Raw genomic sequence first — 26071 nt, forward strand, 5'->3', positions numbered from 1 at the left:
AGCGCGACGCATTCCAACTGTAGGAGCGAGCTTGCTCGCGAAAAACTCAAGGTCACCGCGCTCATTCAGCATGAGCGCGTTATCGTTGACGACCTTCGCGAGCAAGCTTGCTCCTACAGGGCTTGGATCAACTCCAAATCCCTTTCCCGCTCAACCGCTCCCGATCATGCTCCGCCTCAAACGTCTGCAATGGCCCCTTCGGCACAATCCCCGTCGGATTAATCGTGCGATGACTGGCGTAGTAGTGCCCCTTGATGTGAGCAAAATCCACCGTCTCGGCAATCCCCGGCCACTGATACAGCTCCCTTAGCCAATTCGATAAATTCGGATAATCCGCAATCCGCCGCAGGTTGCATTTGAAGTGGCTGTAGTACACCGCATCAAACCGAATCGCCGTGGTGAAAAGCCTTACATCGGCTTCAGTCAGGTATTCCCCCGCCAGGTAACGATGCTTACCCAAATGCTGTTCAAGGTGATCCAGTTCGGCAAACACATCATCAAATGCCGCTTCATACGCTTTTTGCGACGTGGCAAAACCTGCGCGGTATACACCGTTGTTCACGGCGGGATAGATCCTGTCGTTCAGTGCATCGATGGTTGAGCGCTGGGCCTCGGGATAGAAGTCCAGTTGATTGCCGGTCAGTTCATTAAACGCACTGTTGAACATGCGAATAATCTCCGCCGATTCATTGCTGACAATCCGCTTGAGCTTCTTGTCCCACAACACCGGGACGGTGACCCGCCCGGTGTGGTTGGCGGAGTCGGCGGTGTAGCGTTGGTGCATGTAGGTGAAGTCGTCGAGTCTGTCGCCGCTGGAGCCGTGGGCCTTGTCGAAGGTCCAGCCGTTCTCGAGCATTAGCCAGCTGACCACGGACACATCGATCAGGCTTTCCAGGCCTTTTAGCTTGCGCAGGATCAATGTGCGGTGTGCCCAGGGGCAGGCCAGGGAGACGTACAGATGATAGCGACCGGCTTCAGCCGCGAAACCGCCTTCACCGGTCGGGCCGGGCTCGCCATCGGCGGTCACCCAGTTACGGCGTTGCGCCTGCTCCCGTTGGAAGGCGCCGTCTGCGCTACTTTCGTACCACTGGTCATGCCAGCGTCCTTCGATCAGCAAACCCATGACTGACTCCTTGGCTAATAAGCGTAGGAGTGCAGTCTAAAGGTCTGAGTTCGAACAAAAAGCGCAAAGGCTGGGGGTTAATGATCGACTAAATCGATTTGTCCCGGGCGTTCCAGTATTGCTGGGCCAGTTCAAACGCTTGCTCCCGCGGGTGACCGAGGCCGCGCAAGGCCAGGGCCATGGTGGCGATCAATGCCAGTTGCGGGTAGCTGTCCTGCACGTCGCCGCGCCATAACGCCTTGAGGTGCTCGGGCTCCAGGGCGGCAGGTTTGACGTGGCGCTGAGCGGAGAGGGCAGGCCACTCTTCATCCCAGCTTTCGCCGCCGGTGGTGCCGTATAGGTGGCTGATGGTGTCCGGGTTGATCTCGATTTCGCCGCCGTCACCCTTGACCACGATGGTGTTGTCACCGAGCAAGCCACTGGCATCGCGGTGCACGCCCTGGTAGCCCGGGTGGAAGATGCTTTGCAGGCCGCAGCGGGCGCTCAACGGGTTGAGGATGCGCGCCAGGGAGTGGATCGGCGAACGCAGGCCCAATGTGTTGCGCAGGTCGATCATGCGCTGCAGCTGTGGCGCCCAGTCTCCCAGCGGAATAAACGCCAGGTTGCCCTGTTCCAGGGCCGCTTCCACCTGTTGCCAATTCCGGCACAGCGGAATCTGCAAGCCGTCCAGCAATTGCTCGGTGTAGAGCCGACCTGCGGTATGTGCGCCGCCGCCGTGCATCAAGATGCGCACGCCGTTCTGTGCCAGGCACTTGGCTGCCAGCAGGTACCACGGCAGGTGGCGTTTTTTACCGGCGTAGGTAGGCCAGTCGACATCCACATTGAGTGACGGTGCATTCAAGCGTTCGCGCACGGCTTCGGTGAAACCGGCGAGTTCTTCCGGGCTTTCTTCCTTGTGCCGCAACAGCATCAGGAAGGCGCCGAGTTGGGTGTCTTCGACCTTCTCGTCCAGCAGCATGCCCATGGCTTCCCGGGCTTCCTCGCGGGTGAGGTTGCGGGCGCCGCGCTTGCCTTTGCCGAGGATGCGCACGAACGGCGCGAACGGGTGCTCGGCAGGGGTTTCAGTGATCAACGGGGCAAAATCAGTCATAAGCAATTCGTCGGCCTGGGCAGGCCCGCCAGCTTGGCGGCGAGTTTGGCGGGAGTGCCTTTGAACAGTCGGTTGAGGTGCAGGCTGTTGCCCTTTTCCGGGCCCAGCTTCAAGGCCGTGTACTTGATCAGCGGGCGAGTGGCGGGCGATAGCTGGAATTCGCTGTAGAAACCCCGCAGCAGTTCGAGGATTTCCCAGTGTTCCGGGGTCAGCGCCAGGTCTTCTGCGGTGGCGAGGGCGTTGGCCACGTCGCTGGACCACTCGTTCAAGTCGACGAGGTAGCCGTCCTTGTCCAGTTCGAGGGTGCGTTCGCCTACGGTCAGGGTGTTCATAGCCAGGTGTTGACCTTGTCGTAATCGATCGACAGCTGGACGAAGGCCGGGTAATCGACGCTGGCGACCCAGGCAGGCACGGCGAGACTGCGCGCCTGACTGTCTTCGGCCAGTACAAACACCTTCAAACCCTTGGCTTGCAGAGCCTGGCAGGGTGCGCTGGCGGGTTGCAAGGCGTAGGCACCGTCGCCACACAGCAGGATCGCATCCTGTGCGCCACAGAGGCGCAGGCAGCTGTCCAGCCGGCTATCGGTAAACGGGGAGTGGGAGACCACATGCAAAGTCGACATCAGAGGGTAATCACCTGGTCGTAACGGTCAATCATCTGAGAGATCTGTTCGCTGCTCAGCGGCTGCGCGTTGTCGGAGGCGGTCAGGCCACGCTCGGTGAGGCTATGGCTGCAGGCAAACACATCCTCAACCCCAAACAACTCCAGGGCCTGGAGGTTGGCGCTGAGGTCTTTCTGTTGCACGGCCTTGGCGTCCTGGCTTGCGGCCAGTTGAAACACGCCGTCATCCAAAAACAACAGGCCAATCGGCAAATCAAACGCGCCGCCAGCCAACACAATATCCAACGCTTCGCGGGCACTGGGGCCGGACCACGGCGCCTGTCGGCTGATCACCAGCAATGATTTCGACATGTCACGGCCCTCCGAAGCAGATCAAACGGTCAGCGGCCTGGGCGGCGTCATGCAGTTGCCCAAGCCCGGACAGCGCCCAAGGCGCCTCCAGATTCACCGCGCTGCGCTGATAGCGGGTGGCCTCTTCGGCATTCAGCACCCCACGACGCAGGGCCGCCGCGATGCACACCACGCCATCAAGCTGATGCTCGCTGACAAACTCGCGCCACTGACGGGCGATATCCTGCTCATCCTGCGGCGCAACAATGTTGGTGGATGCGCTGTAGACGCCATCCTGATAAAAAAACAGCCGTACAATTTCATGCCCGCCCGCCAGCGCCGCCTGGGCGAACAGCAAGGCACGGCGCGAGGAGGGCGCATGGGCGGCGGAAAAAAGCGCAATCGCGAACTTCATGGAACACTCTGAAGGCAAAACCTGTGGCAATGATAAAGCCGCAGACAACAAAAAGCCCGCCGAAGCGGGCTTTTTGCATGTGGCTGCGATCAGTCGTCGCGGCCCATGATGCCGAAGATCTGCAACAGGCTGATAAACAGGTTGTAGATCGATACATACAGGCTGATGGTGGCCATGATGTAGTTACGCTCGCCACCCTGGATGATCGCGCTGGTCTGGAACAGGATGCACGCCGAGGAGAACAGCACGAAACCGGCGCTGATCGCCAATTGCAGGCCGCTGATCTGGAAGAACATGCCTGCCAGCACGGCAGCCAGCAACACGAAGAAACCGGCGGTGATGAAACCACCCAGGAAGCTCATGTCCTTGCGGGAGATCAGCACGTAAGCCGACAGGCCGCCAAATACCAGGGCAGTCATGGCAAATGCCGAGCTGACCACTTCCGCGCCGCCGGCCATGCCGAGGTAACGGTTAAGGATTGGGCCGAGGATAAAGCCCATGAAACCGGTCAAGGCAAACGCCGACACCAGGCCCCAGGCCGAGTCGCGCAGCTTGTTGGTCAGGAAGAACAGACCATAGAAGCCGATCAACACGACGAAGATATTCGGGTAGCCGACGCGCATTTGCTGGGCTACGAAGGCCATCACGCCGCTGAAAGCGAGGGTGAGAGCGAGCAAGCCGTATGTATTGCGCAGGACGCGGCTAACTTCTAGCTGCTCAGCCTGCGCGTTTCCATTCACTGCGTAATTTTGTTCGCGCATGGCGACACTCCTTCAGTTTTGAAACATTCAGTCGCAAGGATCATAACAGACGCTCTGTAACAAGCTATGGCGAGAGTTTGACAGTGTGTTTCATTCGGGTATTATGGCGCCCGCTGAGACAGGATGGGGTACGCTAATCCTGTGTTGCACAAGGGAAATTGGCAGAGTGGTTGAATGCACCGGTCTTGAAAACCGGCGAACGTTAATAGCGTTCCCAGGGTTCGAATCCCTGGTTTCCCGCCAAGATTTACTCGAGAGCCCCGCTATTGCGGGGCTTTTGCGTTTCTGGGGTACGGGGATTTCGTAACTGATTTTCGCAAGTGTTCCATTACTATTGTGGGAGTGTTCTATAACTTTCCTACTTTGACGGCTTCGCGGTCGCTCCGATCCTCCTGTAAAACCTGCTTTGTTTTTTCATATTTTGCAGTGCCCGGGCGATAGACTTGCATCACAGGGAAGAATTTTAGCTGTTAGCATATTTAGCAATTCGCTAAATAATGGCAATCTTTTGTGCATGGATATCTACGAAATCAGAAAACGAAATCTGCGGACCCTTATCGGAAAGCAGAAGAAATCGTCGTGTGCGGCGCGATGGGAAATGAGCCCTGCTCACTTGAGCCAAGTTCTTTCAGATAAAACGCTCAAGAACCTCGGTGATGAGGTTGCACGACGTATAGAGCGTCTCGAAGGTCTGGATCCCGATTGGTTCGACTCGCTACAAGGCTACGCGCCCGGGCAAGCAACTACTGAAGAACCTGGTCACTTCGGATTGAGTGAGATGCGTCTATGGGACGAACGCACGCCCTTGGACACAGATGAAATATCTGTGCCGTACTTGCGTGAGGTGGAGCTTGCAGCCGGTTCAGGTCGATTTGTAATTGAAGAAGGCGAAAAATCAAGTCTTAGATTTGACAAGCGCAGCCTGCGCCAGAATAGGGTGCAGTTCGACAAGGCGAGATGTGTCACGGTCCGTGGCAACAGCATGCTCCCAGTGCTGAGGGATGGCGCAATTGTGGGTGTGAACATTGCGGGCACTGGTCTCGCCGATGTCATTGACGGCGATCTATATGCAATAAATCACAATGGCCAGCTGCGGGTGAAACAACTTTACCGGCTACCCACCGGGATGCGAATGCGCAGCTTCAATAGAGATGAACATCCTGACGAAGATTACAGCTATCAGCGATTGCATGATGAGCAGATAAGCATCCTCGGCCATGTCTTTTGGTGGGGGATGTACGCCAGATAAGTTGCTCAATTAAACAATCAAGCCCGCCGTGTGCGGGCTTTTTGCAAAAAAGCCAAAATTATTTAGCTTTTGGCTATTGAGTTGTTTTTAGCGTTGAGCTAAATTATCCGCATCGCCAAATAATAACCGACAAGATGGAAGGCAGTGATGAACCGCCTAATTGGTTCAGAGGGTTGGCGACTGGCCCGGGCGTGCAGCGTAAAGCGCCAAAAAGAGCTCTCGTCTATTTCAATGCCCGGATTACGCGGGGCTTTTATTGCTCATGGAATGGGCGTGACAATGCAAAAGGAATTTGCAGATGTTGAAAGAATTCAGATGCGGTAGCTGCAAAAGACTTCTCGCCCGCACGGGTGGGTTTACGGAGTTCCAGATCAAGTGTTCCCGATGCGGGACGTTGAATCATGTGAAGGCCACGAGCCTCGAGCAATCGCCTTTGAGCGACATGAAAGCGGAATCCTCCGCGACAAATCATTCGACTCAAAGGTAAATAGACATGGATCAAGTAACAGCAGGCGCAAAATTCAGCAACCTCATCGGCTTCGTCGAAGCAGTTCGCCCCATTATTACGCCGGCCGAAAACACCACCGGCATCGTGGTGCGGACCTGTACCGCCTCCAATGGGAAACTGGTTACCGGAGCTGTAACTCCTGTTCCAACTAATGGCGAGGTTACGGAGTTCCCAGTTGTGTTTCTTGGCTTGGGCAGCCCGTCGTTCGAAATCGTCGTTCCGGCAGGTCAAGGTCTTTGGTGGGCGCCGACTGATGGCGGTTTCATTAGCGCTTACATTTACATGACCTACGACGTTCTTGCTTGATTGAAAGGGTCTAAAGGACGGCCTCGCCCTCCTTGGACAACCATAAGGCCCAGCTTAGTGCTGGGCCTTACTTATTCGGGGTCTCTGCAAAACTGAATATGAAACCGTGTTCGCAACTGAATATCGGCTTCAACCCTATTTACCTCGGGCCGTTGAATCCTCCTGGCGCAGCCTGAGTCAGCATGAAATGTTCGAATGAAAAGCCTTTGGCGGCCTGGTTTCCCGCCAAGATTGACTCATGAGCCCCGCTATTGCGTTTCTGGGGTTCAGGAATATTGGCAGTGAAGCATCTAATCGTTTCCGCATCATTTCAGACAGTTTCCGCAACTCTGCAAAAAGTGGGAGTCAACGGGTAGGTTTCACGATCGCACCCCCGCGCCGATAACCGTCTCGGTTATCAGTTCACGCTGGATAAGTCAGGCGCCCAAGCCGGCTGGCGTGATTCGTTACTGAGAAAAGGCGCAATTACAGGTGGAAGTCGCCCGCAGCCTCCGGCTGGTAAAGCACTTTCTTGATCTCAATCCGGCGGGTCCGATCAGCAATTCGCCAGTCGATGGCGTCTCCCTCCTGATAGCCAAGGATGGCGGCGCCTATGTCGGAATACACGGAATGCTTTCCTGCGTTGCTGTCCGCGTCTTCAGGGTAGACCAAGGCCACTTCGAACTCGTCGTCGTCCAGTTGCAGCAACGCCCTGGAGTTCATCGTGATGACATTGCGCGCCACCTGCTGCGGCTTGACGACAATGGCTCGCTCGAGCTCATGTTCGAGTTCAACAACCGCCGGGCCTTGCTCGAACGCGATTAGTTCCTCGAGCCTGGCCTTGTCGATTTCAGTGATGTAGATCCTGGTGGAGTCGCCACCGGCGCCTTCGCGCAAGAACTGGAAATAGCGCGCCGCCGTCATGGAAAATGACTTCAATGTCGGCGTTTCGCTCTCAAGCATAAAGCCGCTGCGCAGAAAAGCTTTCAGCGAGCGCGAGTTGTCCGGGTGGATCTTGGCGATGAGCTTCTCGGCCCGCATGTCGAGGAAGGCCAGTTTCATGCCTTCGCGGATCGTGCGGGCGCCTAGGTTTCGGCCCCATTTGTCGCTGTCTCCGATGACCAGGACTATCTCGCAATTTGAACCTGTCTTAATGAGACGGACAAAGCCCACCGGGGCGTCATGCCGGTCATAGGCCATAAAGAATCTGCCGCCCCGGTTGAATAGATGAGTCAGGATCGGCAACTGAGTCCGATCAATGACTTGCTCAATGGAGCGGGAGACATGACGCGAATCGCTCAGATAGCAGGTGATGCGTTCATCCTCTAACCAATCCACCAACGTTAGCGCGTGCGCCCGAGTAATTTCAGGGCACAGCGAAATGAAAGGCTTGTTCATCTTAACCACACTTATTTGTAAAGGATTGAAGCCCTTCATGGATATGTCATGGCGGTTCTTCAGCAACCGGATATTTTAAGACATACCGCGAGTAATGGCGAACATGCCAGAGAGTTCCAAGAGACCACCGCTTGCTGAACCCGAACCAGTCAAGCACTCAAGTCTCGATGAAGCCGACTCGTTTTCGTCAGCCATAGAGTCTTTAAATGTGGTCGCGATTTGACGCCCCATAAAACGTGTCTTTATGGATAATTCACGACTGCATCTTCACGACAAAGGACGGTGATCATGAATTTCAAATGCCTGTTCCCCTTCTCCTATTTGCCTGATGTGCGTACTTCCGGCCAGAGCCCTTCAGCCAGCGGTGCCTGAACCAGAAGCGCCGAAAATGTGTACCTTTACATTCATAGATTCAAAAATCCTCGAACAGGAAGTCAGTATGATCCGCCGCTATCATCCCAGCGACATTGACCACGTCCTCGATCTTTGGCTGGTCGCTTCGATCAAGGCGCACGATTTTGTCCCTGAAGCGTTCTGGCGCGAGCAATTAGGTGTCATGCGCGATCATTACCTGCCACAAGCCGAAACCCTAATACTTGAAGACGAAAGTCGGGTGCTTGGTTTTTTGTCGTTGCATGAGCATCGTCTAGCTGCTTTGTTTGTCAGTCCCGACGCCCAAGGACGTGGTTTAGGTCGACAGTTACTGGACGAAGCCAAGCGCTTGCGCTCATCCCTTGAACTGAATGTCTACAGTGCCAACGACCGAGCGATAGCTTTTTATCAGGCTGGCGGCTTTTCAACGGTTGCTGAGTCGCTTGATCCAGTGACAGGCCAGCAAGAGTTCACGATGCGCTGGGGCTGCAGTTGAACAAAGTCGTCACGCAGGGCGCTCGACATACGCCGGCGGCCTGTTTATCCAACCGAGCCAGCCGCTCCCGGCTGGCTCAAATGTAAAATTTTTTATCTGCCCTCTTGAAAATTATTTCGGCGAACATAAGTTTTCATCACGCGACGCCGAATGCGGGTCGCGCACTTAATCACTTGGATTTAATCAGGAGATTTTGAGATGGCTACTACCCTTTCGTTGGCCCCTTTGTTCCGTCAATCCGTGGGCTTCGATCGCTTCAATGACCTGTTTGAGTCGGCGCTTCGCAGCGAGGCTCCGAATACTTATCCGCCTCACAATGTGGAAAAGCACGGTGATGACGAATATCGCATTGTCATTGCAGTCGCTGGGCTTACTGAAGCGGATCTGGATATTCAGGTCGAGAAGGGCGTTTTGACAGTCGTGGGCGACAAGCGCGAAACCGAGAAAGCAGTCACTTATCTGCACCAGGGCATCGCGCAACGAGCATTTCGGTTGTCGTTCCGGCTGGCAGATCACATCGAGGTGCGCGGTGCTTCGATGAACAACGGGCTGTTAAGCATCGACTTGCTGCGCGTGGTTCCTGAAGAGGCCAAACCCAAGCGCATCACGATTGGTAGCGGGAAAGAACCCGAACTGCGTCAGGTTAGTTTGCAATAAGTCAGCGGTAGCAAAAAAGGCGCTCTTGGTAGCGCCTTTTTTGTATTTGTGGAATCAGAACGAAGACTTGGCCCCATTCCGGGCATTTCGGCGTTCTGGAGTGGTTTCATAATGCTACAGTCCCGCCAAACCAAAGAGGGAACGACATGCGGATTTTGATGGCAGGGATGACATTTGCTGTGCTGACACTGTCCACCAATGTGGCGTTGGCGGCGAAGCCATCCGATGAGACTCTCAGCTACTGTAAAACTCTTTCTGACATGGCCGGATCAATCATGAAGAGTCGTCAGGACGAAATGCCTATGGCCGAGATGATGAAGGTCATCTCAGGAGGAGAACCCGATCTTGCTTCGCTAGGGGCAGTGATTGTCAAGGATGCGTACAGCACATCGGCATTCCGTACTGAAGAAGACCGAAAAAGAGCTGTAAGCGAATTTAAAGAAAAGTGGTTTTCGTTATGCGTGAAGACGAGAAATAAATGACAACTCAGCTCCGCACCGGACGTTTGTAGACGACCTGGTTCAGCCACCTACATTGAAGCCTACTTTCTCGCACTTTAGCCGAGCAAATGCTTTTGGGTTGCCACCCACACGAGCGCTATTGGTCTCCATTACTTGGTCGCCGCGCAGCATGAAAAACCACAGCTCCTGCCCTGAATAGCCACCGTAAATATTCTTTGCATTCATGATGAGACATATCCCATACCCGAATCGAAGCCCAAAGATTCCGTTCCACATCGGAATAGGGTCACCCAGAAACTGATACTTTGTTGAGTCGGGATCCGGCTGAGTCCGCGCCATATACGCCTTGATCGTGCGTTCATATTCGAAGGGATACGGGCCGTAGTCCGGGTTTTCAAGCTGCTCTGGAGTGGGTTTGACGCACCCGGTGAGAAGAAGCGAGGCGGCGCAGGCCACAAGCAGTTTCTTAAGCATGAGGTTCCCTCTCTGGCTGATGCCGCACTTTACCATTCGTGGCGTACCGCCACCATTGGGGGGCAGAGCGGCTCGGTAGGTCGCACAAAAAACCAGATTCCGTAAAGCTCTTCTTGCTGAAGATGTCCAAATGCCATCATTTCGCTACAATGCGCGCCGGCTGAGCGTCAGCCATGCCAATGAAGGCGCAACGGAGTGATGGTATGAAGATGGGGAAGGTGGCGGGCGCCACGCTGCTTACAGCAATAACAGTCTTGGGCGGCTGCGCAAGCATCGTGAGCGATAGCAAGCCAAAGGTTGGGCTGTACAGCCTGCCGACAAATGCCAACTATGTCATCAAGGACAGCAAGGGAAGCGTACTGCTGAAGGGCGTCACTCCAGGCACGGCGCTTTTGGAGACGAGCAGAGGCTACTTTAAAAGCCAGAGCTATACAGTGACCTTCCAGAAGGACGGATACACAGAGACGACTGTTCCTCTGAAATCTACCGTTAGCGGCTGGTACTGGGGAAATTTGTTGATTGGCGGTTTGATCGGCATGCTGATCGTAGATCCGCTGACAGGTGCCATGTATACGCTGCCTGAAGACGCTACAGGAAATCTGTCGGCTGTTGCATTACCTCAAGCCTCGTTAGAACCATCACCAAGCGCACCCCAGTAGTTAAGATGTCACAAAGAAGCCCGCGCTTGGCGGGCTCTACGATTGAAGAGGCCCGAGTTTCACCCAGGGGAGGTGGCCAGGTTTGGGTTGACCCCTGGCAAGCATATCCTTGGCGTTTCGAAATACACGATCTCTGGTACGTCAAGAATCATCGAGTCAGAAATTGATGTGAAACCGGGTAATCTGGTTCGCCGTAGAATTTCTCAACATGGCAGCAGCTTTTCTTTCATCCCGACGGCCTACTAAGGGCGTTCGGGACGCAGGCCGCGTACGGAGTGCCCGGTTGATTCATTCACCGGGCACGCCTGCCCGTTAGAAGATATTCAACGGATACTCGGTAATCAGCCGCGTCTGCACCAGATGCCCCCCGGTGGACGCATCACCATCGTGCCAAGCTTCCCGCAGGCGGAAGGACAGCTTCTTGGCCGGGCCACTCTGCACCACGTATTTCACTTCGGCGTCGGTTTCGTGTTCCTGGTCGTTGGCACCATAGAAACCGGTGTAGGCCGAATTGCCGGGGGTATGCGTACCGTCGATGCCAGCACCGCGAATATGACGGGCCATGAAGCTCAGGCCGGGGGCGCCAAAGGTGCTCATGTCCAGGTCATAGCGCATCTGCCAGGACCGCTCGCCCGGTCCGTTGAAGTCGGAGTATTGCACCGAGTCAGCCAGGTTGATCGAGTTGCCGTAGCGGCCGGCACCGACACCGGCATTGGTCTCCCCAAAGCCGACATAGTCGAACGGCTCGTCACCATGAACTTTCTGTCCGGCCAGGGTGAACGTCTGCGCGCCCAGGGTGTAGGCAGCCGCCAGCGAGGCGGCGGTGGTGTCGATGGTCCCGGCCTTGGCGCTGCCGTCGTCCAGTGTGCGATAGAGGTTGAAGTCCAGCGCGACGGATTGGTCATCGGTCAGTGGATGAACAAGGTTCAAGTTGACGTAGTACTGATTCCACACGTCTTCCAGGTGCGCCCCGTACAGCGACGCGGTGAATTCCTTGCTGAACTGGTATTTGCCCCCCGCGAAGCTGGCCGACGACGCAGCCACGCCTGCATAGCTGGCGAGAATGTCGCCGCTGCGCGAGGTGGTGGTGGTCCCGGTGCCGGAGGTGTAATGGCCGGCCTCCAGGTTCAGGCCGGAGATTTCATGACTGTCGATCTGGAAGCCTGTTGCGGTCTGTGGCATCAGGTAGTTATCGGCGGTGGCGAACACCGGCGATGTAGGCTGCAAGTCGCCGACCTTGAGCGTGGTATTGGAAATGCGGAACTTGACGTCACCACCAGCCTTCGCGAAGCCGTGATCCGGATTGCCATTGGCGTCGGACGGAATGTTCGGGCCACCGGCACGATCGGTGTCCCCGTCGATGCGCAACGCCAAGTCGGCAAACGCATCAATGCCGATGCCAACGGTGCCTTGAGTGAAGCCCGAGCTGTAGGTCGCCATCAGCGCCTGGCTCCAGTCACGGGTGTGGGCGCCGTTGCCGTTCTGGTTCCAGAACAGGTTGCGGTTGAGGATATTCAAGCTGCTGTCGGCGACAAAGCCCTTGGAGTCGGACTGGTCGCTGGCATAGCTCATGGCCGGCAAGGCAAATGCCAGCGCCACGGCCAAGGTATTAAGCTGAAGTAACGGTTGACGTTTTTTCATTATTTTTTGCTCCTGTGCACGCGTTCGTGTTGGAGCATTAAGGCGACAGCCCAGGCCATCAACAAATGAAACTGGATGAAGGTTTTGATATCCCCTTTTACTGAATTCCAGGCAAAGAAAAGCCCGCGATGGGGAGTGCGGGCTTAAAGGTGTTCACTTAGGAGCTGGGGTAACCATAAGCGCTCAACTGTGAAAGGGATGTGAAAGAATGTTGGGGGCGGAGCGTATTGACCGCTATTGATCCTCCCCCCGCACAATCCTTCCCGCCTTCACCTCATCCGCGTACCCGCTGAGCTTTTCCTGCTGAGCAGCGAGCAGGGCGCCCATCTTCATCAGAGCGACAGCTTCGTCGGGTGATTTGGCGACCCCGGCGATACTGGCCAGCTCATTGACCGACCAGGCGATAACAGCCATCGCATCTTCGAGGTCGTAGAACAGTTCCTGTTGTGCGGTCCTTGGGCCGTCGAGCATTTCCATCAGTTCTGCCATCTACTCGTGCTCCCCAAAGAATGGTTCAGTGCCATCAGCTCAAACGCCGTTGCGCCAATCCTCCTGTAACTCGGAAGACACGGCAATCGCGATTTTTCCTTGGATGCCATTGTTAGGGCTCTCCAGCCGGGAATGGGCGAGTGGGATGTCGGCAAGCGAATAGACCGCGCCAAGATGTGGGCGCAGTTTACCGTTGGCTATCAGTGCGCTCATTTCATCCAGTTTGCCGCGGTTCTGTCGTGTGAAAACGAAGTGATAACTCGCGTTCTTGCCCCAGGCCTGAACCAGGTTTTGCGGGTGTGAAATGTCCACAATCGAGACCACGCGCCCCAGCTGCGCAAGCGCGTCCGGGCTGCGCGACAACGTGTTGCCGCCGATGGTATCGAACACGACATCGACTCCACGACCAGCCGTTTCTCGCTGGATGACGTCGACATAATCCTCCTTTTCGTAGTCGATGATCACATCGGCGCCCATGCTTCGTGCGAACTCAGCGTTCGCTTCGCGCACGGTTGTGAACACCTTGGCGCCCATGGCTTTTGCCAGCTGGATCGCCACATGGCCGACGCCTCCTGCGCCGCCATGCACCAGAATGCTTTCTCCCACTTTGAGCGCCCCACGCACCACCAGCGCTTCCCAGGCTGTGCCGCCGACCAGGCTCAGGCTTGCTGCTTCAAGATGACTCAGCGAAGAGGGCTTCTTCCCGATAATGCTTTCGTGCGCCACGTGGTACTCGGCATAACTGCCCGGGCCTTCGAAAATTTGCGGGGTATACCAGACTTCGTCGCCTGGCGCGAAGGTCGTAACCCCCGGCCCGACTTCTTCAACAACACCCGATACGTCATGCCCGGTAATGGCTGGTAACGGCACCAAGCCGGAATAGTCGCCACGCCGGACCTGATAATCCAGAGGGTTGATGGAGGTTGCGTGTACGCGCACCAGGACTTGTCCTGCGTGTGGCACTGGCTTGGGCACGTCGCACAGTTCGAACGATTCCGGGCCGCCAAATGAATTGAGTATCAACGCTTTCACTGTATTTCCTCATTTCGATAAAAAGGGATATCGCGAAATCTCGATATTATAGGGCAAAAATTTACAGCTCTTTCCCCATAACCTCGGCGAGCATCCTGATGGTTGCTTCATTGCGCTTGTAGTAGGTCCACTGGCCGATACGCCGGACTTCCACCAGGCCCACTCGCTGCAGGGTTGCAAGGTAACCGGACACCGTCGATTGCGAGAGTCCGATACCTTCTTGGATGCTGCTGACACACACACCCACCGTGTGAACGTCACCTTCATCTTGAGGCGGGAAGTTCTTTTCGGGATCTTTCAAACCTTTCAGGATTTCGAGGCGTGTCTGGTTTGAGAGTGCTTTGAATATTTCGAGTAAGTCCATGGCGCGATCATATCGAGAATTACCGATATGTCAATGTGCGTCTCTGCCATTGCTACCATTTCGCCGTAAACCAATACCTGGCGAGCTTTACCTGGTTTCTGAGACTTGACTGACCTTTGAGACACAAATCCTCCGTTTCCTCGGCGGACCTTGGAGGGTCTTTCTTCACGCTAGGCTTCAGGCCATCTTGATAGGTTGGGCCAAACTCCGCAGAGGACTCTGAAAGGAGTCGAATCGCTTTGGCGTAGTCGTCTTCAAGATCCTGGGGCAGGGTGCCGCAAGCTGTTTTAGTGCGCTGATAAACCTGTCCCCACATGAAGCCCGATTTGTCAGGGGTGTTGAGATCCGAATAGGTATCGGCGGCTACGGGAGCGCAGATAAAAATCAGCGCCATTGCAGCCATTGACGTTTGCGTGAGCATCGCGAGTCAGCCCTTCCTTGCTTGCTTGAGGCGCACATAAATACCGGCAACCCGTCACCCTTTCAAGTCCTGTACGAGCGAGCATTCGTCCCCTCTCAAGCAGAAATTACCCCCACCGTTCGTCTATCCCCCGGCACTCGCGACCATGCTCCGTTTCTCATGTTCAAGCACGGACATCCCGCGCGCCAGAACGGAGAGCCAGCATGGAAATTGACGAGAAGGCCCCTGGAAACGTATCCCAACAGGGCGTAACCCGTGGTACAGACAATGAAACCGGGCATGACCCTCGGCGCGATCAACCTGAAGTGCCTCTACCACCGGACGATGACGCCCCTCTGGAGGAGGATATGTCGGACGTAGACGCCGCTGATTCTGTCGCGAGTGAACACCCCGACAACTGACGCATCCGAACAAGCCCGACGCGCAATGCGCCGGGCTTTTCGGTATCGAGCGGCGATTACGGCATCAGCACCGAATCAACCACATGAATCACGCCGTTGGACTGCATCACATCCGCAATGCTGATGCTGGCCTTGCCACCCTTGGCATCCACCACCCACAGCTTGCCGTCGTGCAGCTTGATCGTCAGCGACTCACCCTGCACGGTTTTCAACATCACCATGCCGCCGTTCTTCTTGGCGTCGGCCATCAGTTGCGCAGAGGTATGGGTGCCAGGCACCACGTGATAGGTCAGGATTTTCGTCAGGTCGGCTTTGTGCTCAGGTTTCACCAGCGTATCCACGGTGCCTGCGGGGAGCTTGGCGAAGGCTTCGTTGGTCGGTGCGAATACGGTGAACGGGCCTTTGCTGTTAAGGGTATCAACCAGTCCGGCTGCCTTGACCGCCGCTACCAGAGTGGTGTGATCCTTTGAGTTGACGGCATTTTCGACGATGGTTTTCGTCGGATACATCGCCGCACCGCCCACCATCACGGTGTCGGCGGCAACGCTGAGGGTGGTTGTGATGGAGAGGATCGTGAAGCAGGCGACGGCAGCAATTTTTTTGTAGATGGCGTGCATGATGTATCTCCTTGGTTCTTGTTCCCCCGGTTGAGGGTATTGAATCTACGTACCAAGGACCAAAGTGGATGCATGCCTCGAAAAATTATTCGTTTGCGGCCCGTGCCGCACTTTTTCCCATTCTTCCGATCTATCTCTGTCCCGACCACACTAATTTCCGGCGTGGACAGAAGACCCAGACCTGGTGCCGATGGATCGCACGTTACCTGTTTTTATCACCCGATGGATGCGTCAGCCGCTGTGGCTGGCTGCGGTTTTGATGCTTTGCGCCAGCGGTTGCAGCCAGCAGCAGGGGCGCGATATTGCCCAGCAGTTCAGCAACGGCAAGCCCGACGAGTTCTTCCAGACCAGCGTCGATCGCATGGCCACCCTGAGCATGCGCGACAACCTGCAAAGCCTGTATTTGCTGATGAGCAAGCTCTACCTGCGCAACCCTAACCAGTGGCGTCAATCGGGTTACACAGACGCTGTAACCGCCGCCCGGCAAATCCGCCAGGCCATCGAACTTCGCCAACCGCTGCCCGCCCTGGGGGATCGCCGCGACCTGGCCGCATTGAGCTACTCCCTGAGCCCGGAGTTCCGCGGCGACCGGGTGGGCGCCTTCATCTACGCGATCGGCAGCATGCTGGTGACGGCACACGGCGGGCGCACCGAGTTTTATATAACGGACTCGATCAACCCCCAGTTCGTCAGCAATGCCGCGCGCAATATCGAGAAGGCCACCTGGCTGCTCAGTCAGCGTCAGGATGCCAATGGCTCGCTGTTGCTGTTCTCCAATGAGATCTCGGAGGCGGGTAGCAACCTCAGTTTCGCCGTCGAATTCGGCAAGATCGTCGCGCGCCTCGACCTGTTGACCCAGATGCTCGACGAACGCTACCGACGCATCGGTCTCAACTATGCGCAAAGCCTGCTGCTGATGAATTTCCTGCCGGTGCAGTAACCGGCTGGCGCCCTCAGCGCCGTCCCGTCCGCGTACTCACGTCCACCCACACCGCCAGCACCAGGATGCTGCCCTTGACGATCATCTGCCAGTAGCTGTCCACATCCAGCATCGACATGCCGTTGTCCAGGCTGCTGATCACCAGCGCGCCGAGCAGGGCGCCGTACACCGTGCCCGAACCGCCGCGCATCGACGTACCGCCGATAAAGCACGCCGCGATGGCATCCAGTTCGCCCATGTTGCCCGCCGAGGGTGAACCCGCCGCCAGGCGCGCGGTGTTGACCAGCCCGGCGAGGGCGCACATCACGCCCATGATCCCGAAGATCCACAGCTTGACCGCCTGCACGTTGATCCCCGACAGGCGCGTGGCTTCCATGTTGCTGCCCACCGAGTAGATGCGCCGGCCAAAAACGGTCTGGCTGGTGACGTAACTGAACACCCCCAGCAGCACCAGCAGAAGCAGCACCGGCACGGGAATGCCGTCGTAGCTGTTGAGGGTGTAAACGAAGCCGGCCAGTACGAAACCGATCAACACCACGCGCACGCTGTCGCGCAGCATCGACGGCAGTGCCAAGCCGTGCAGGGCGCGGTTGTGGCGTTGGCGCCAGGTCAGGAATACCGTCAGCCCGAACAGCAACACGCCGAGGATCACACCCACCACCGTCGGCAGGTAGCCCTGCCCAATGTACACCAGCTCCGCCGACACCGGCGCAATCGTGGTACCGCCGGTAATGCCCAGCAGCACCCCGCGAAACGCGAGCATGCCGCCCAGCCCGACGATGAACGAGGGGATGCGCAGGTACGCGGTCATGTAGCCGTTGCCCAGGCCAATCAACAAGCCGCAGAGGGCGACGATGGCCAGGTTTAGCGGCAGGGGAATGTGATAAACCACATCCAGAATCGCCGCGACGCCGCCGAGCAAACCGAGCATCGAGCCCACCGACAGGTCGATCTCGCCGCTGATGATCACCAGCACCATGCCGCACGCCAGAATGCCGGTGATGGACATCTGCCGCAGCAGGTTCGACAGGTTGCGCGGGGTCAGGAAACCGCCTTCGGTCTGCCAGCTGAAAAACACCCAGATCAGCACCACGGCGATCAAAAGGGCGAGCATTTTGTAGCGGGTGAAGAGCTGTTTGACCTGATTCATTTACGCGGACTTCCGATCATTATTATTGTCATGCCCGTTCGGTTGGCTGAGGGCGGCGGCGAGTACCTGTTCCTGGGTCAGGCCCTGGTTGATGAAGTCCCCGCGCAGTTGGCCTTCGCCGATCACCAACACCCGGTCGGACACCCCCAGCACCTCGGCCAGCTCCGACGACACCATGATGATCGACACGCCTTCGGCCGCCAGTGCGCCCATCAATTTATAGATCTCATATTTGGCGCCCACGTCCACGCCACGGGTGGGTTCGTCGAGGATCAGCACCCGGGGTTTGGTCAGGAGCATCTTGGCCAGGACGGCTTTCTGCTGGTTGCCGCCGGAAAGGCTGGTGATCGGCAGGAACGGGTTCGCTGTCTTCAGGTGCATGCGTTTGATTTCCTGCTCGACACTGCCCAGTTCTGCCTCGGCATCGATGCGCGTCAGGTGCGAAAAACTGTCGAGCACCGCCAGGGTGATGTTTTGCCCAACGCCCAGGTCCGGCACGATGCCTTGGCGTTTGCGGTCTTCCGGAACCATGCACAGCCCGGCGCGAATCGACTTCAGCGGCGTGCGCGTATCGATGGGTTTGCCGTCCAGCCACACCTCGCCTTCGTAGCGCCCGGGGTAACTGCCGAACAGCGCCGACACCAGCTCCGTACGGCCCGCGCCCACCAGCCCGGCGATGCCGAGGATTTCGCCACGGCGCAGGCTGAACGAGACATCGTCCACGCGTTTGCGGCTCGGGTTGTCGACGTCGTAGCAGGTGATGTGGCGCGCCTCGAACAGCACCTCGCCGACGGCGTGGGGTTCGGTGGGGTAGAGGTTGCTCATCTCACGGCCCACCATCTGCGTGATGATGCGCGACACGTCCATGTCGGCCATGGCCGTGGTCGCGATGTGCTTGCCGTCGCGGATCACCGCGATGGTGTCGCAGATGGCCGAGACCTCATCGAGCTTGTGGGAGATGTACACGCAGGCGACACCCTTGGCCTTGAGCCCACGGATGATGTCCAGCAGCACCTCGATTTCCGAGCGGGTCAGCGCCGAGGAGGGTTCGTCGAGGATCAGCAGGCGCGCCTGCTTGTTCAGGGCTTTGGCGATTTCCACCAGTTGCTGGTAGCCGCCGCCGTATTGCGAAACGGGCAGGGCGACGTTGATGTCCGGCACTTTCAGCTCGTGCATCAGGGCTTCGGCACGGTGCATCATGGCGGGGTAGTTCATGCGCCCGCCGGGCAGTGTCAGCTCGTGGCCCATGAAGATGTTTTCGGCCACGGAGAGGTCGGGTACCAGGGTCAGTTCCTGGTGGATGATCACGATGCCGCAGGCTTCGGTTTCGGCGATGGAATGGGCGCGCAGCGGCTGGCCGTCCCAGATGATTTCACCGTCCCAGGTGCCATGGGGATACACCGCCGACAACACCTTCATCAGGGTCGATTTGCCGGCGCCGTTCTCGCCGCACAACCCCACGCACTCCCCGGGTTTTACCTTGATGTCGATGCCGTTCAGGGCTTTGACGCCACCGAAGGTTTTGACGATGTTGTTCATTTCCAGCAAGTAGTCGGACATGGCGGGCACTCATTCCACAGCGAAAAGGCAGGAGCGGCCTCAAGCCACCCCTGCAGTGAGCCGTACGCTTACTGCCCGGCGATTTGCGCTTTGGTGTAGAACCCGTCTTCTTCCAGCACGTTGACGTTGTCTTTGGTCAATGCGGTCGGCTTGAGCAGGATGCTCGACACCTGTTTGCTGCCGTTGTCGTACTGCGAGTTGTAAGCCGGTTTCTCGTCACGCACCAGTTGCACTGACAGCTTGGCCGCCTCTGTCGCCAGCAGCTTCAGGGGCTTGTAGACGGTCATGGTCTGGGTGCCGGCGATCACGCGCTTAATCGCGGCGAGGTCGGCGTCTTGCCCCGAGACCGGCACCTTGCCCGCGAGTTTTTGTGCCGCCAGGGCCTGGATCGCGCCGCCGGCGGTGGCGTCGTTGGAGGCGACGATGCCGTCGATTTTATTGTTGTTGGCGGTCAGGGCGTTTTCGACAATGCTCAGGGCTTCGGTGGGGTTCCATTCCTTGACCCATTGCTGGCCGACAATCTTGATGTCGCCCTTGTCGATCGAAGGCTGCAGCACCTTCATCTGGCCCTGGCGCAGGATCTTCGCGTTGTTGTCGGTAGGCGCACCGCCCAGCAGGAAGTAATTGCCTTTAGGCTGCGCGTTCAACACGCCCTGGGCCTGCATCTCGCCGACCTTTTCGTTATCGAAGGAGATGTAGGCGTCGATATCGGCATTTAAAATCAGCCGGTCATAGGACAGCACTTTCACCCCGGCTTTCTTGGCTTCGGCCACCACGTTATTCAGCACCGTGGCGTTGAACGGCACGATCACAATCACGTCGACGCCTCGGGAGATCAGGTTTTCAATCTGCGAGATCTGCCGCTGTTCGTTGGCGTCCGCCGATTGCACATAGACCTTGGCGCCCAGTTGCTCGGCGGCGGCGGTGAAGTAATCGCGGTCCCGCGCCCAGCGCTCAAGGCGCAGGTCATCGATGGAAAAGCCGATTTTCGGATGGGCCGCGTCGGCCATGACCGAATTGGAAAGCAGTGCCAGAACGCTGGTGATCAAGACGGTTTTCAGGTGTTTCATGATGGTGAGTCCCTTTTATTGTTGTTTAGACGCACTTCTGGACTTGGAGCGTAGCGGTCATGGATAGATAAAGCGATTCACCACGCCTTCGAGCATCTCCTGGCGGCCGCTTACCGCTTGAGGGTTGAGTTGGTGGCTGAAGGCATGCTCGGCCAGCGATTCCAGGCTGAAGTCACCGCCGAGTACGGCGCGTCCGAAGGATTGATCCCAGCCGGCATAACGCTGGGCCTTGAACTGCTCGAGGGCATCGTTCTGCACCATGGCGGCTGCACGTTCCAGGGACAGCGCCAGCACGTCCATCGCGGCCACGTGGCCATGGAACAGGTCCACTTCATCGAGGCTTTGGCGACGCACCTTGGAGTCGAAGTTGTAGCCGCCACCTTTGAAACCACCGGCCTTGAGTACCTCGTAGGTGACCAGGGTCAGTTCCTCGACGCTGTTGGGGAACTGGTCGGTGTCCCAGCCGTTCTGGGGGTCGCCGCGGTTGGCGTCGATGCTGCCGAAAATTCCCAGGGATGCGGCGGTGGCGATTTCATGGTGGAAGCTGTGGCCGGCGAGGGTGGCGTGGTTGGCCTCGATGTTGACCTTGATCTCTTTCTCCAGGCCGAACTGATGCAGGAAGCCAAACACGGTGGCGCTGTCGTAGTCGTATTGGTGCTTGGTGGGCTCCTGTGGCTTGGGCTCGATAAACAGCTCGCCGGTGAAGCCGATCTTGTATTTGTGCTCGACCACCATGCGCATAAAGCGCCCGAGTTGCTCGCGCTCGCGCTTGAGGTCGGTATTGAGCAGGGTCTCGTAGCCTTCGCGGCCGCCCCACAACACATAGCTGGAGCCCTTGAGACGGTGGGTGGCATTCATCGCGCTGAACACCTGGGCCGCCGCATAGGCAAACACCTCGGGGTTGGGATTGCTCGCGGCACCGGCGGCAAAGCGCGGGTTGCTGAAGCAGTTGGCCGTGCCCCACAGCAGCTGGATGCCGGTCTCTTCCTGATGGCGTTCGAGTTCGTCGACCATTTGCGCGAAGTGGTTGCGGTACTCCGCCAAGCTTGCGCCTTCGGGGGCGACATCGGTGTCGTGGAAGCTGTAGTAGTCGATGCCCAGCTTGGAGAAAAACTCGAACGCTGCGTCGGCTTTGCCGCGTGCCACTTGCATGGCTTCTCCCGGTTGCTGCCAGGGCCGCTGGAAGGTGCCGGAACCGAACATGTCACTGCCCGGCCAGACGAAATTGTGCCAATAACACGCGGCCATCCGCAGGTGCTCACGCATCGGTTTGCCGAGGATCAGCTTGTTTGCATCGTAGTGCCGGAAGGCCAGGGGAGAGTCGCTTTGCGGGCCTTCGTAAAGGATTTTATCGACAGCGGGAAAGTAGGGCATCGCCAGATCCTTGTTGTTATGAGTGCACGTTAACCTTGCCTCGATACTAGCAACGGCCCTCGGCCAACCGATTATGAAAATCACCAGAGCCGGGTTCGATTTTGAGTAGTTTTGGGTGCATAGTTGATCGACACCTCCCATGGAGCCGCCCCTGTGAAAACCGTCCCGCCTGTGCACCGGATTGCCCTGCTGTTCAACGGCAACAAGATCTACGATCGCGGCATCATCACCGGGATCGGCAACTACTTGAGCAGCACGCGGGTGTCGTGGGATTTGTTTCTGGAGGAGGACTTCGTCTGCCGGCTCAAGGGCATCGAGCGCTGGCATGGCGACGGGATCATTGCCGACTTCGACGACCCGGCGATGGGCCCCGCGTTGGCGGGTGTGCATGTGCCGGTGGTGGCGGTGGGCGGCTCCTACGATGATGAGCGGGCTTACCCACGGCATATTCCGTACGTGGCCACCGACAATTTCGCCTTGATCAAGTTGGCGTATGAACACCTGATCGAAGCCGGGTTGACGCGTTTTGCCTGTTTCAGCCTGCCGCAAGCTGATATCAACCGCTGGGCCCAGGAGCGCGAAAAAGCCTTCCGCCGGTTGCTGGAGCGCGATGGCTTGCCCGTGGAGGTGTATCGCGGGCTGGGCACCAGCGCACCGCTGTGGGACTCGGCGGTGGAACAGCAGATCGCCTGGTTGCACAGCCTGCCCAAGCCCATCGGCATCATTGCAGTCAGCGACGCCCGTGCCCGGCAGTTGCTGCAAGCCTGCCTCACCGCCGGCATCCCGGTGCCGGAGCAAGTGGCACTGATCGGCATCGACAATGACCCGCTGACCCGCACCCTGACCCGCGTACCACTGAGCTCGGTGATCCAGGGCACCGAAAAAATGGGCCGCACTGCCGCGCGCTTGCTGCACCAGATGTTGCACGGCATGCCCTCGGCCGGCAGCCAGATCCTGGTGCCGCCGGAGGCAGTCAACGTGCAGACCTCAAGCCTGCATCAACCCCTCGGCCATCCCTACGTGATGCAGGCGCTGCACTTCATTCGCCAGTACGCCTGCCAGGGCATCAAGACCGCCCAGGTCGCCAACTACGTCGGTGTGTCGCGGTCGTCCCTGGAAGCGCATTTTCGCAGCGAACTGAACCGCAGCGTCCACGACGAAATCCTGCGCTTCAAACTCGCGGCGGCGGTGGCGAGCCTGGAAAATACCGGGGCGGGGATTGCTGATATTGCCTACGACTGCGGGTTCAAATCGGCGCAGTACCTGCACACGGTATTCAAGCGCGAGTTCGGGTGTACGCCGAGGGAGTATCAGGTGGGGCAGCTCGAACGCGATTCGAACGATGTCATTTCTTTGTCGCCTTGAGTCCCTATTTTGTCCTGAGCCTCGCTCCAGAACCTCAAGGGATTGAATCGTCTTATGCCGACTCTTACACGCAGAAAGCTGCTGCAGGCAGCTGCCATCGGATCCGCCTACACCCTGTTGCCCGACTCCATTCGCCAGGCCCTGGCGATCCCCGCCAACAACCGCACCGGCACCCTCATGGACGTCGAACATGTGGTGATCCTGATGCAGGAAAACCGCTCATTCGATCACTACTTCGGCACCTTGCCCGGCGTGCGCGGGTTCAGCGACCGCTTCACCATTCCGCTGCCGGGCGGGCACCGGGTGTGGGAGCAGCAGGGCGTTGGGCGGCGGATTTTGCCCTATCACCTGGACAGTTCCCGTGGCAACGCACAGCGGGTCAGCGGCACGCCCCATTCCTGGATCGATGAGCACGCCGCGTGGGCCAGTGGCCGGATGAATGCCTGGCCGACGTACAAGACGCCCACCTCGATGGGCTACTACCGCGAGCAGGAAGTGCCGTTCCAGTTTGCCCTGGCCAACACCTTTACCGTGTGCGATGCCTACCATTGTTCGGTGCACGCCGGCACCAATCCCAATCGGCTGTTCCACTGGACCGGCACCAACGGCCCCACCGGCGCGAATGTGGCGGCGGTGGTCAACGAATGGGACGGCCCCGGTGCCGTGAGCGTGGGCTACACCTGGAAAACCTATCCTGAGCGCCTGGAAGAAGCGGGCGTGAGCTGGAAGGTTTACCAGTACTTGCCGGATAACTTTGGCGACAACCCCTTGGCCGGGTTTCGTCAGTTTCGTGCGGCCAGCGTCGCGGCCGGCAACCCTGCAGTGCCACCGAAAGACTTTAAAGACTTCGTGCCCTACAGCGACCAACTGAATGCCCGGGTGCCGTTGTACAAAGGCAATGGCAACACCCTGCCGGCGGTCAGCGGCAGCGACCTTGAGGCGATCATCCAGGGCTTTCGTAAGGACGTGAACGACGGGCGTCTGCCCCAGGTCAGCTGGCTGGTGGCCCCGGCCGATTACTCCGAACACCCAGGGCCTTCCAGCCCGGTGCAGGGTGGCTGGTTCACCCAGGAAATCCTCAAGGCGTTGACCGCCAATCCGGACGTTTGGAGCAAGACGGTACTGCTGGTCAACTACGATGAAAACGATGGTTTCTTCGACCACGTGCCGTCGCCATCAGCCCCATCCAAGCGCCTGGACGGCAGCTTTGCCGGCAAGTCCACGGTAAAGTTCGACAGCGAGATCTTTACCCACCCGGCGCCCCCCGGTTCTAGCCAGCAACCCGCGCCCGACGGCGGCGTGTACGGGCCCGGCCCGCGGGTACCGATGCTGGTGCTGTCGCCGTGGAGCCGTGGTGGTTGGGTCAACTCCCAGGCGTTTGATCACACCTCCGTGCTGCAATTTCTGGAAAAGCGCTTCCACGTACGCGAACCCAATATCAGCGCCTGGCGCCGCGCCGTCTGCGGTGACCTCACCTCAGCCTTCAACTTCGTCAACCCCAACACCGAGACCCTGCCGCCGCTGCACACCATCAGTCGCCAGGCCGCAGACTCCCTGCGCCAACGCCAAGAGCAACTGCCCCAAGTCGCCCTGCCAACCGTGGGCCAGCAACAGGCACCGTTCCAGGCGCGAATGGCGCGGCCATCCCGGGCGCTGCCGTACCAGTTGAACGTCGAAAGCTCGGTTGATCGTCGCGCCAGCTCAGTGAGCCTGGACTTCTTCAACAATGGCGAACAAGGCGCGGTCTTCCACGTCTACGATCGCTTGCACCTGGACGAGGTACCGCGCCGCTACACGGTAGAAGCGGGCAAACACCTCAGTGACACCTGGCAAGTCGCGGGGGCCTACAAGCTCTGGCTGTTGGGGCCGAATGGGTTCCACCGGTCGTTCAAAGGGCACCTGCAGCGTCGCGAGCCGGAGTTATCCCTGGCGTATCATGGCGACACCTTGCTGCTGACTCTGGCCAACCCTGGCAAGCGTGCTGCCTCGGTGACCATCGAGCGCTGCCCTTACACCAAACAGGGGCCTTGGCTGCTGGAGATTGCGGGCGGCAGTACCGTGCAACGGACGTTTTCCTGCCAGCCGAATGGGGGCTGGTATGACTTCAAACTACGTGATGAGCATGGTTGGGTACGGCGCGTGGCGGGGCGCATCGAGACGGGGGCGCACAGTATCAGTGATCCGTTGATGGGTAAGCGCGGTTGAGACGTCGCTTCAGGCGTCAGGAGTTTGAAGGGACGCACGGTTGAATAAGGAACCAAGTGAGGAACTCTGTTCGCCAGAGTGATATCATTTGGCCACTCAGTTGATCGTAAAAGGGAATTTATGCACGCGTTTCTTTCCAAAACCTTCGGTGGCCTCACGGCTCGGTATTATATCCGGCAATTTCTGTTTGGCTTGATGTTCAGCGTCGCCATCGTCTGGAGCCTTGCCCATTCCAAAAATGGGCTTTCGGGCAAATGGGGCGTGGTGGTGTTTTCGATCGTGTGCAGTTTGTTGTACCCGTATGCACGCTTCGTCTATGAAAGCGTGGTGGGTTACATCATGGGGGAGAACGTGTTTTACGTGCCTGCCATACCCATGCTACTGGTCAAGCTGTTCACCATGGTGATGTGTTGGAGCATGGCGCTGTTTATCGCGCCGGTGGGTTTGATTTACCTGTATTTCCATCACAGTCGTGCTGCCAGTGTCTGAGTGATTTCACTGCGCCGTCGCCTTCAATTAGCGCCTGGCCTATGCCTGGCGCTA

Annotated in this window: 30 protein-coding genes, 1 tRNA gene and 1 pseudogene; 13 read left to right on the plus strand and 19 right to left on the minus strand. The window is 57.9% G+C overall.

Features of this window, described 5'->3' with window-relative positions:
• Positions 1–127: 127 nt before the first annotated feature.
• The 7 genes from K0H47_RS15600 to K0H47_RS15630 form a co-directional block, all read right to left on the minus strand.
• The gene (locus K0H47_RS15600) at positions 128–1123 is read right to left on the minus strand and encodes a glutathione S-transferase family protein (protein WP_219273157.1); all 996 of its coding nucleotides are present in this window, start codon (positions 1121–1123) and stop codon (positions 128–130) included.
• Positions 1124–1211: 88 nt separating this feature from the next.
• Positions 1212–2213, minus strand: coding sequence for a glycosyl transferase family protein (locus K0H47_RS15605; protein ID WP_063031395.1), 1002 nt, complete (start codon positions 2211–2213; stop codon positions 1212–1214).
• Positions 2210–2545, minus strand: a complete 336-nt coding sequence (locus tag K0H47_RS15610; RefSeq protein WP_063031393.1) for a TusE/DsrC/DsvC family sulfur relay protein — start codon at positions 2543–2545, stop codon at positions 2210–2212. Before K0H47_RS15610 ends, K0H47_RS15605 begins: the two co-directional genes overlap by 4 nt.
• Positions 2542–2835 carry a sulfurtransferase complex subunit TusB gene (tusB, locus tag K0H47_RS15615; RefSeq protein WP_063031391.1) on the minus strand — a complete coding sequence of 98 codons (294 nt, stop codon included), beginning with the start codon at positions 2833–2835 and terminating at the stop codon, positions 2542–2544. The genes K0H47_RS15610 and tusB overlap by 4 nt, the downstream gene beginning before the upstream one ends.
• On the minus strand, positions 2835–3185 hold the full coding sequence (tusC, locus tag K0H47_RS15620) for a sulfurtransferase complex subunit TusC (RefSeq protein ID WP_177026315.1): 351 nt from the start codon (positions 3183–3185) through the stop codon (positions 2835–2837). Before tusC ends, tusB begins: the two co-directional genes overlap by 1 nt.
• 1 nt (position 3186) lies before the next feature.
• Positions 3187–3579, minus strand: a complete 393-nt coding sequence (gene tusD / locus K0H47_RS15625) for a sulfurtransferase complex subunit TusD (protein ID WP_017479530.1) — start codon at positions 3577–3579, stop codon at positions 3187–3189.
• Between the two features lie 89 nt (positions 3580–3668).
• Entirely contained in the window at positions 3669–4340 is a 672-nt protein-coding gene (locus K0H47_RS15630; RefSeq protein ID WP_003219636.1) for a Bax inhibitor-1/YccA family protein, read from the minus strand.
• A 152-nt stretch (positions 4341–4492) separates the two neighbouring features.
• On the opposite strand from K0H47_RS15630, the gene K0H47_RS15635 reads away from it, so the two are divergent.
• The 4 genes and pseudogenes from K0H47_RS15635 to K0H47_RS15650 all read left to right on the plus strand — a co-directional run bounded on the left by K0H47_RS15635 (position 4493) and on the right by K0H47_RS15650 (position 6403).
• A tRNA-Ser gene (locus tag K0H47_RS15635) sits at positions 4493–4583 on the plus strand.
• 496 nt (positions 4584–5079) lie between these two features.
• Positions 5080–5589: pseudogene (locus K0H47_RS15640) on the plus strand (helix-turn-helix transcriptional regulator); the annotation flags it as partial.
• Positions 5590–5887: 298 nt separating this feature from the next.
• On the plus strand, positions 5888–6076 hold the full coding sequence (locus tag K0H47_RS15645) for a Com family DNA-binding transcriptional regulator (RefSeq protein WP_081253178.1): 189 nt from the start codon (positions 5888–5890) through the stop codon (positions 6074–6076).
• A 6-nt stretch (positions 6077–6082) separates the two neighbouring features.
• Positions 6083–6403 carry a hypothetical protein gene (locus tag K0H47_RS15650; protein ID WP_063031389.1) on the plus strand — a complete coding sequence of 107 codons (321 nt, stop codon included), beginning with the start codon at positions 6083–6085 and terminating at the stop codon, positions 6401–6403.
• 465 nt (positions 6404–6868) lie between these two features.
• Here K0H47_RS15650 and K0H47_RS15655 read toward each other — a convergent pair whose 3' ends face one another.
• The gene (locus tag K0H47_RS15655; RefSeq protein ID WP_063034005.1) at positions 6869–7780 is read right to left on the minus strand and encodes a bifunctional GNAT family N-acetyltransferase/nucleoside diphosphate kinase regulator; all 912 of its coding nucleotides are present in this window, start codon (positions 7778–7780) and stop codon (positions 6869–6871) included.
• 439 nt (positions 7781–8219) lie between these two features.
• Here K0H47_RS15655 and K0H47_RS15660 point away from each other — a divergent pair, with 439 nt between their 5' ends.
• The 3 genes from K0H47_RS15660 (at position 8220) to K0H47_RS15670 (ending at position 9787) form a co-directional block, all read left to right on the plus strand.
• On the plus strand, positions 8220–8648 hold the full coding sequence (locus tag K0H47_RS15660; protein ID WP_063031387.1) for an N-acetyltransferase: 429 nt from the start codon (positions 8220–8222) through the stop codon (positions 8646–8648).
• 198 nt (positions 8649–8846) lie between these two features.
• Positions 8847–9305: an Hsp20 family protein gene (locus K0H47_RS15665; protein WP_003219642.1), complete on the plus strand. Its 459-nt coding sequence runs from the start codon at positions 8847–8849 to the stop codon at positions 9303–9305.
• Between the two features lie 146 nt (positions 9306–9451).
• On the plus strand, positions 9452–9787 hold the full coding sequence (locus tag K0H47_RS15670; protein ID WP_063031385.1) for a hypothetical protein: 336 nt from the start codon (positions 9452–9454) through the stop codon (positions 9785–9787).
• Positions 9788–9826: 39 nt separating this feature from the next.
• Here K0H47_RS15670 and K0H47_RS15675 read toward each other — a convergent pair whose 3' ends face one another.
• Positions 9827–10240, minus strand: coding sequence for a hypothetical protein (locus K0H47_RS15675; RefSeq protein ID WP_063031383.1), 414 nt, complete (start codon positions 10238–10240; stop codon positions 9827–9829).
• A gap of 203 nt (positions 10241–10443) precedes the next feature.
• Here K0H47_RS15675 and K0H47_RS15680 point away from each other — a divergent pair, with 203 nt between their 5' ends.
• Positions 10444–10899: a hypothetical protein gene (locus K0H47_RS15680; RefSeq protein ID WP_093198641.1), complete on the plus strand. Its 456-nt coding sequence runs from the start codon at positions 10444–10446 to the stop codon at positions 10897–10899.
• 312 nt (positions 10900–11211) lie between these two features.
• On the opposite strand, the gene K0H47_RS15685 is transcribed toward K0H47_RS15680, so the two are convergent.
• The 5 genes from K0H47_RS15685 to K0H47_RS15705 all read right to left on the minus strand — a co-directional run bounded on the left by K0H47_RS15685 (position 11212) and on the right by K0H47_RS15705 (position 14846).
• Positions 11212–12540, minus strand: coding sequence for an OprD family porin (locus K0H47_RS15685; RefSeq protein WP_063031379.1), 1329 nt, complete (start codon positions 12538–12540; stop codon positions 11212–11214).
• A 234-nt stretch (positions 12541–12774) separates the two neighbouring features.
• A complete protein-coding gene (locus K0H47_RS15690) occupies positions 12775–13029 on the minus strand; it encodes a hypothetical protein (RefSeq protein WP_017477095.1) in 255 nt (84 codons plus the stop codon).
• Between the two features lie 39 nt (positions 13030–13068).
• Positions 13069–14061 (minus strand): zinc-dependent alcohol dehydrogenase family protein, encoded by a 993-nt coding sequence (locus K0H47_RS15695; RefSeq protein WP_201139849.1) that lies wholly within the window; start codon positions 14059–14061, stop codon positions 13069–13071.
• Positions 14062–14122: 61 nt separating this feature from the next.
• A complete protein-coding gene (locus K0H47_RS15700; RefSeq protein ID WP_017477097.1) occupies positions 14123–14425 on the minus strand; it encodes a helix-turn-helix transcriptional regulator in 303 nt (100 codons plus the stop codon).
• A 52-nt stretch (positions 14426–14477) separates the two neighbouring features.
• Positions 14478–14846, minus strand: coding sequence for a hypothetical protein (locus K0H47_RS15705; protein ID WP_177026313.1), 369 nt, complete (start codon positions 14844–14846; stop codon positions 14478–14480).
• 203 nt (positions 14847–15049) lie between these two features.
• Between K0H47_RS15705 and K0H47_RS31135 the strand changes: the two genes are divergently transcribed.
• Positions 15050–15247, plus strand: coding sequence for a hypothetical protein (locus K0H47_RS31135; protein ID WP_063031373.1), 198 nt, complete (start codon positions 15050–15052; stop codon positions 15245–15247).
• 56 nt (positions 15248–15303) lie between these two features.
• Here K0H47_RS31135 and K0H47_RS15710 read toward each other — a convergent pair whose 3' ends face one another.
• The gene (locus tag K0H47_RS15710) at positions 15304–15864 is read right to left on the minus strand and encodes a fasciclin domain-containing protein (RefSeq protein WP_177070077.1); all 561 of its coding nucleotides are present in this window, start codon (positions 15862–15864) and stop codon (positions 15304–15306) included.
• Positions 15865–16054: 190 nt separating this feature from the next.
• Between K0H47_RS15710 and K0H47_RS15715 the strand changes: the two genes are divergently transcribed.
• Complete coding sequence (locus K0H47_RS15715) at positions 16055–16804, plus strand: hypothetical protein (RefSeq protein WP_218264349.1); 750 nt, start codon at positions 16055–16057, stop codon at positions 16802–16804.
• Positions 16805–16817: 13 nt separating this feature from the next.
• Here the strand turns inward: K0H47_RS15715 and K0H47_RS15720 are convergent, their stop codons facing one another.
• The 4 genes from K0H47_RS15720 to xylA form a co-directional block, all read right to left on the minus strand.
• Positions 16818–17954 carry a sugar ABC transporter permease gene (locus tag K0H47_RS15720; RefSeq protein ID WP_063031366.1) on the minus strand — a complete coding sequence of 379 codons (1137 nt, stop codon included), beginning with the start codon at positions 17952–17954 and terminating at the stop codon, positions 16818–16820.
• Positions 17955–19514, minus strand: a complete 1560-nt coding sequence (xylG, locus tag K0H47_RS15725; RefSeq protein ID WP_063031364.1) for a D-xylose ABC transporter ATP-binding protein — start codon at positions 19512–19514, stop codon at positions 17955–17957.
• A gap of 68 nt (positions 19515–19582) precedes the next feature.
• Entirely contained in the window at positions 19583–20584 is a 1002-nt protein-coding gene (gene xylF, locus K0H47_RS15730) for a D-xylose ABC transporter substrate-binding protein (RefSeq protein WP_063031363.1), read from the minus strand.
• 57 nt (positions 20585–20641) lie between these two features.
• Positions 20642–21958, minus strand: a complete 1317-nt coding sequence (gene xylA, locus K0H47_RS15735) for a xylose isomerase (RefSeq protein WP_017477105.1) — start codon at positions 21956–21958, stop codon at positions 20642–20644.
• Positions 21959–22111: 153 nt separating this feature from the next.
• On the opposite strand from xylA, the gene K0H47_RS15740 reads away from it, so the two are divergent.
• From K0H47_RS15740 to K0H47_RS15750, 3 genes are all read left to right on the plus strand, one after another.
• Positions 22112–23323, plus strand: coding sequence for a DNA-binding transcriptional regulator (locus K0H47_RS15740; RefSeq protein WP_063031361.1), 1212 nt, complete (start codon positions 22112–22114; stop codon positions 23321–23323).
• Positions 23324–23377: 54 nt separating this feature from the next.
• Positions 23378–25528 carry a phosphocholine-specific phospholipase C gene (locus tag K0H47_RS15745; RefSeq protein ID WP_219273159.1) on the plus strand — a complete coding sequence of 717 codons (2151 nt, stop codon included), beginning with the start codon at positions 23378–23380 and terminating at the stop codon, positions 25526–25528.
• Between the two features lie 120 nt (positions 25529–25648).
• Complete coding sequence (locus tag K0H47_RS15750; RefSeq protein ID WP_177070085.1) at positions 25649–26017, plus strand: hypothetical protein; 369 nt, start codon at positions 25649–25651, stop codon at positions 26015–26017.
• Positions 26018–26071: the final 54 nt, after the last annotated feature.

The organism is Pseudomonas sp. Xaverov 83 (assembly GCF_019352905.1).
In the GTDB taxonomy this organism is placed as follows: Bacteria; Pseudomonadota; Gammaproteobacteria; order Pseudomonadales; family Pseudomonadaceae; genus Aquipseudomonas; species Aquipseudomonas yamanorum.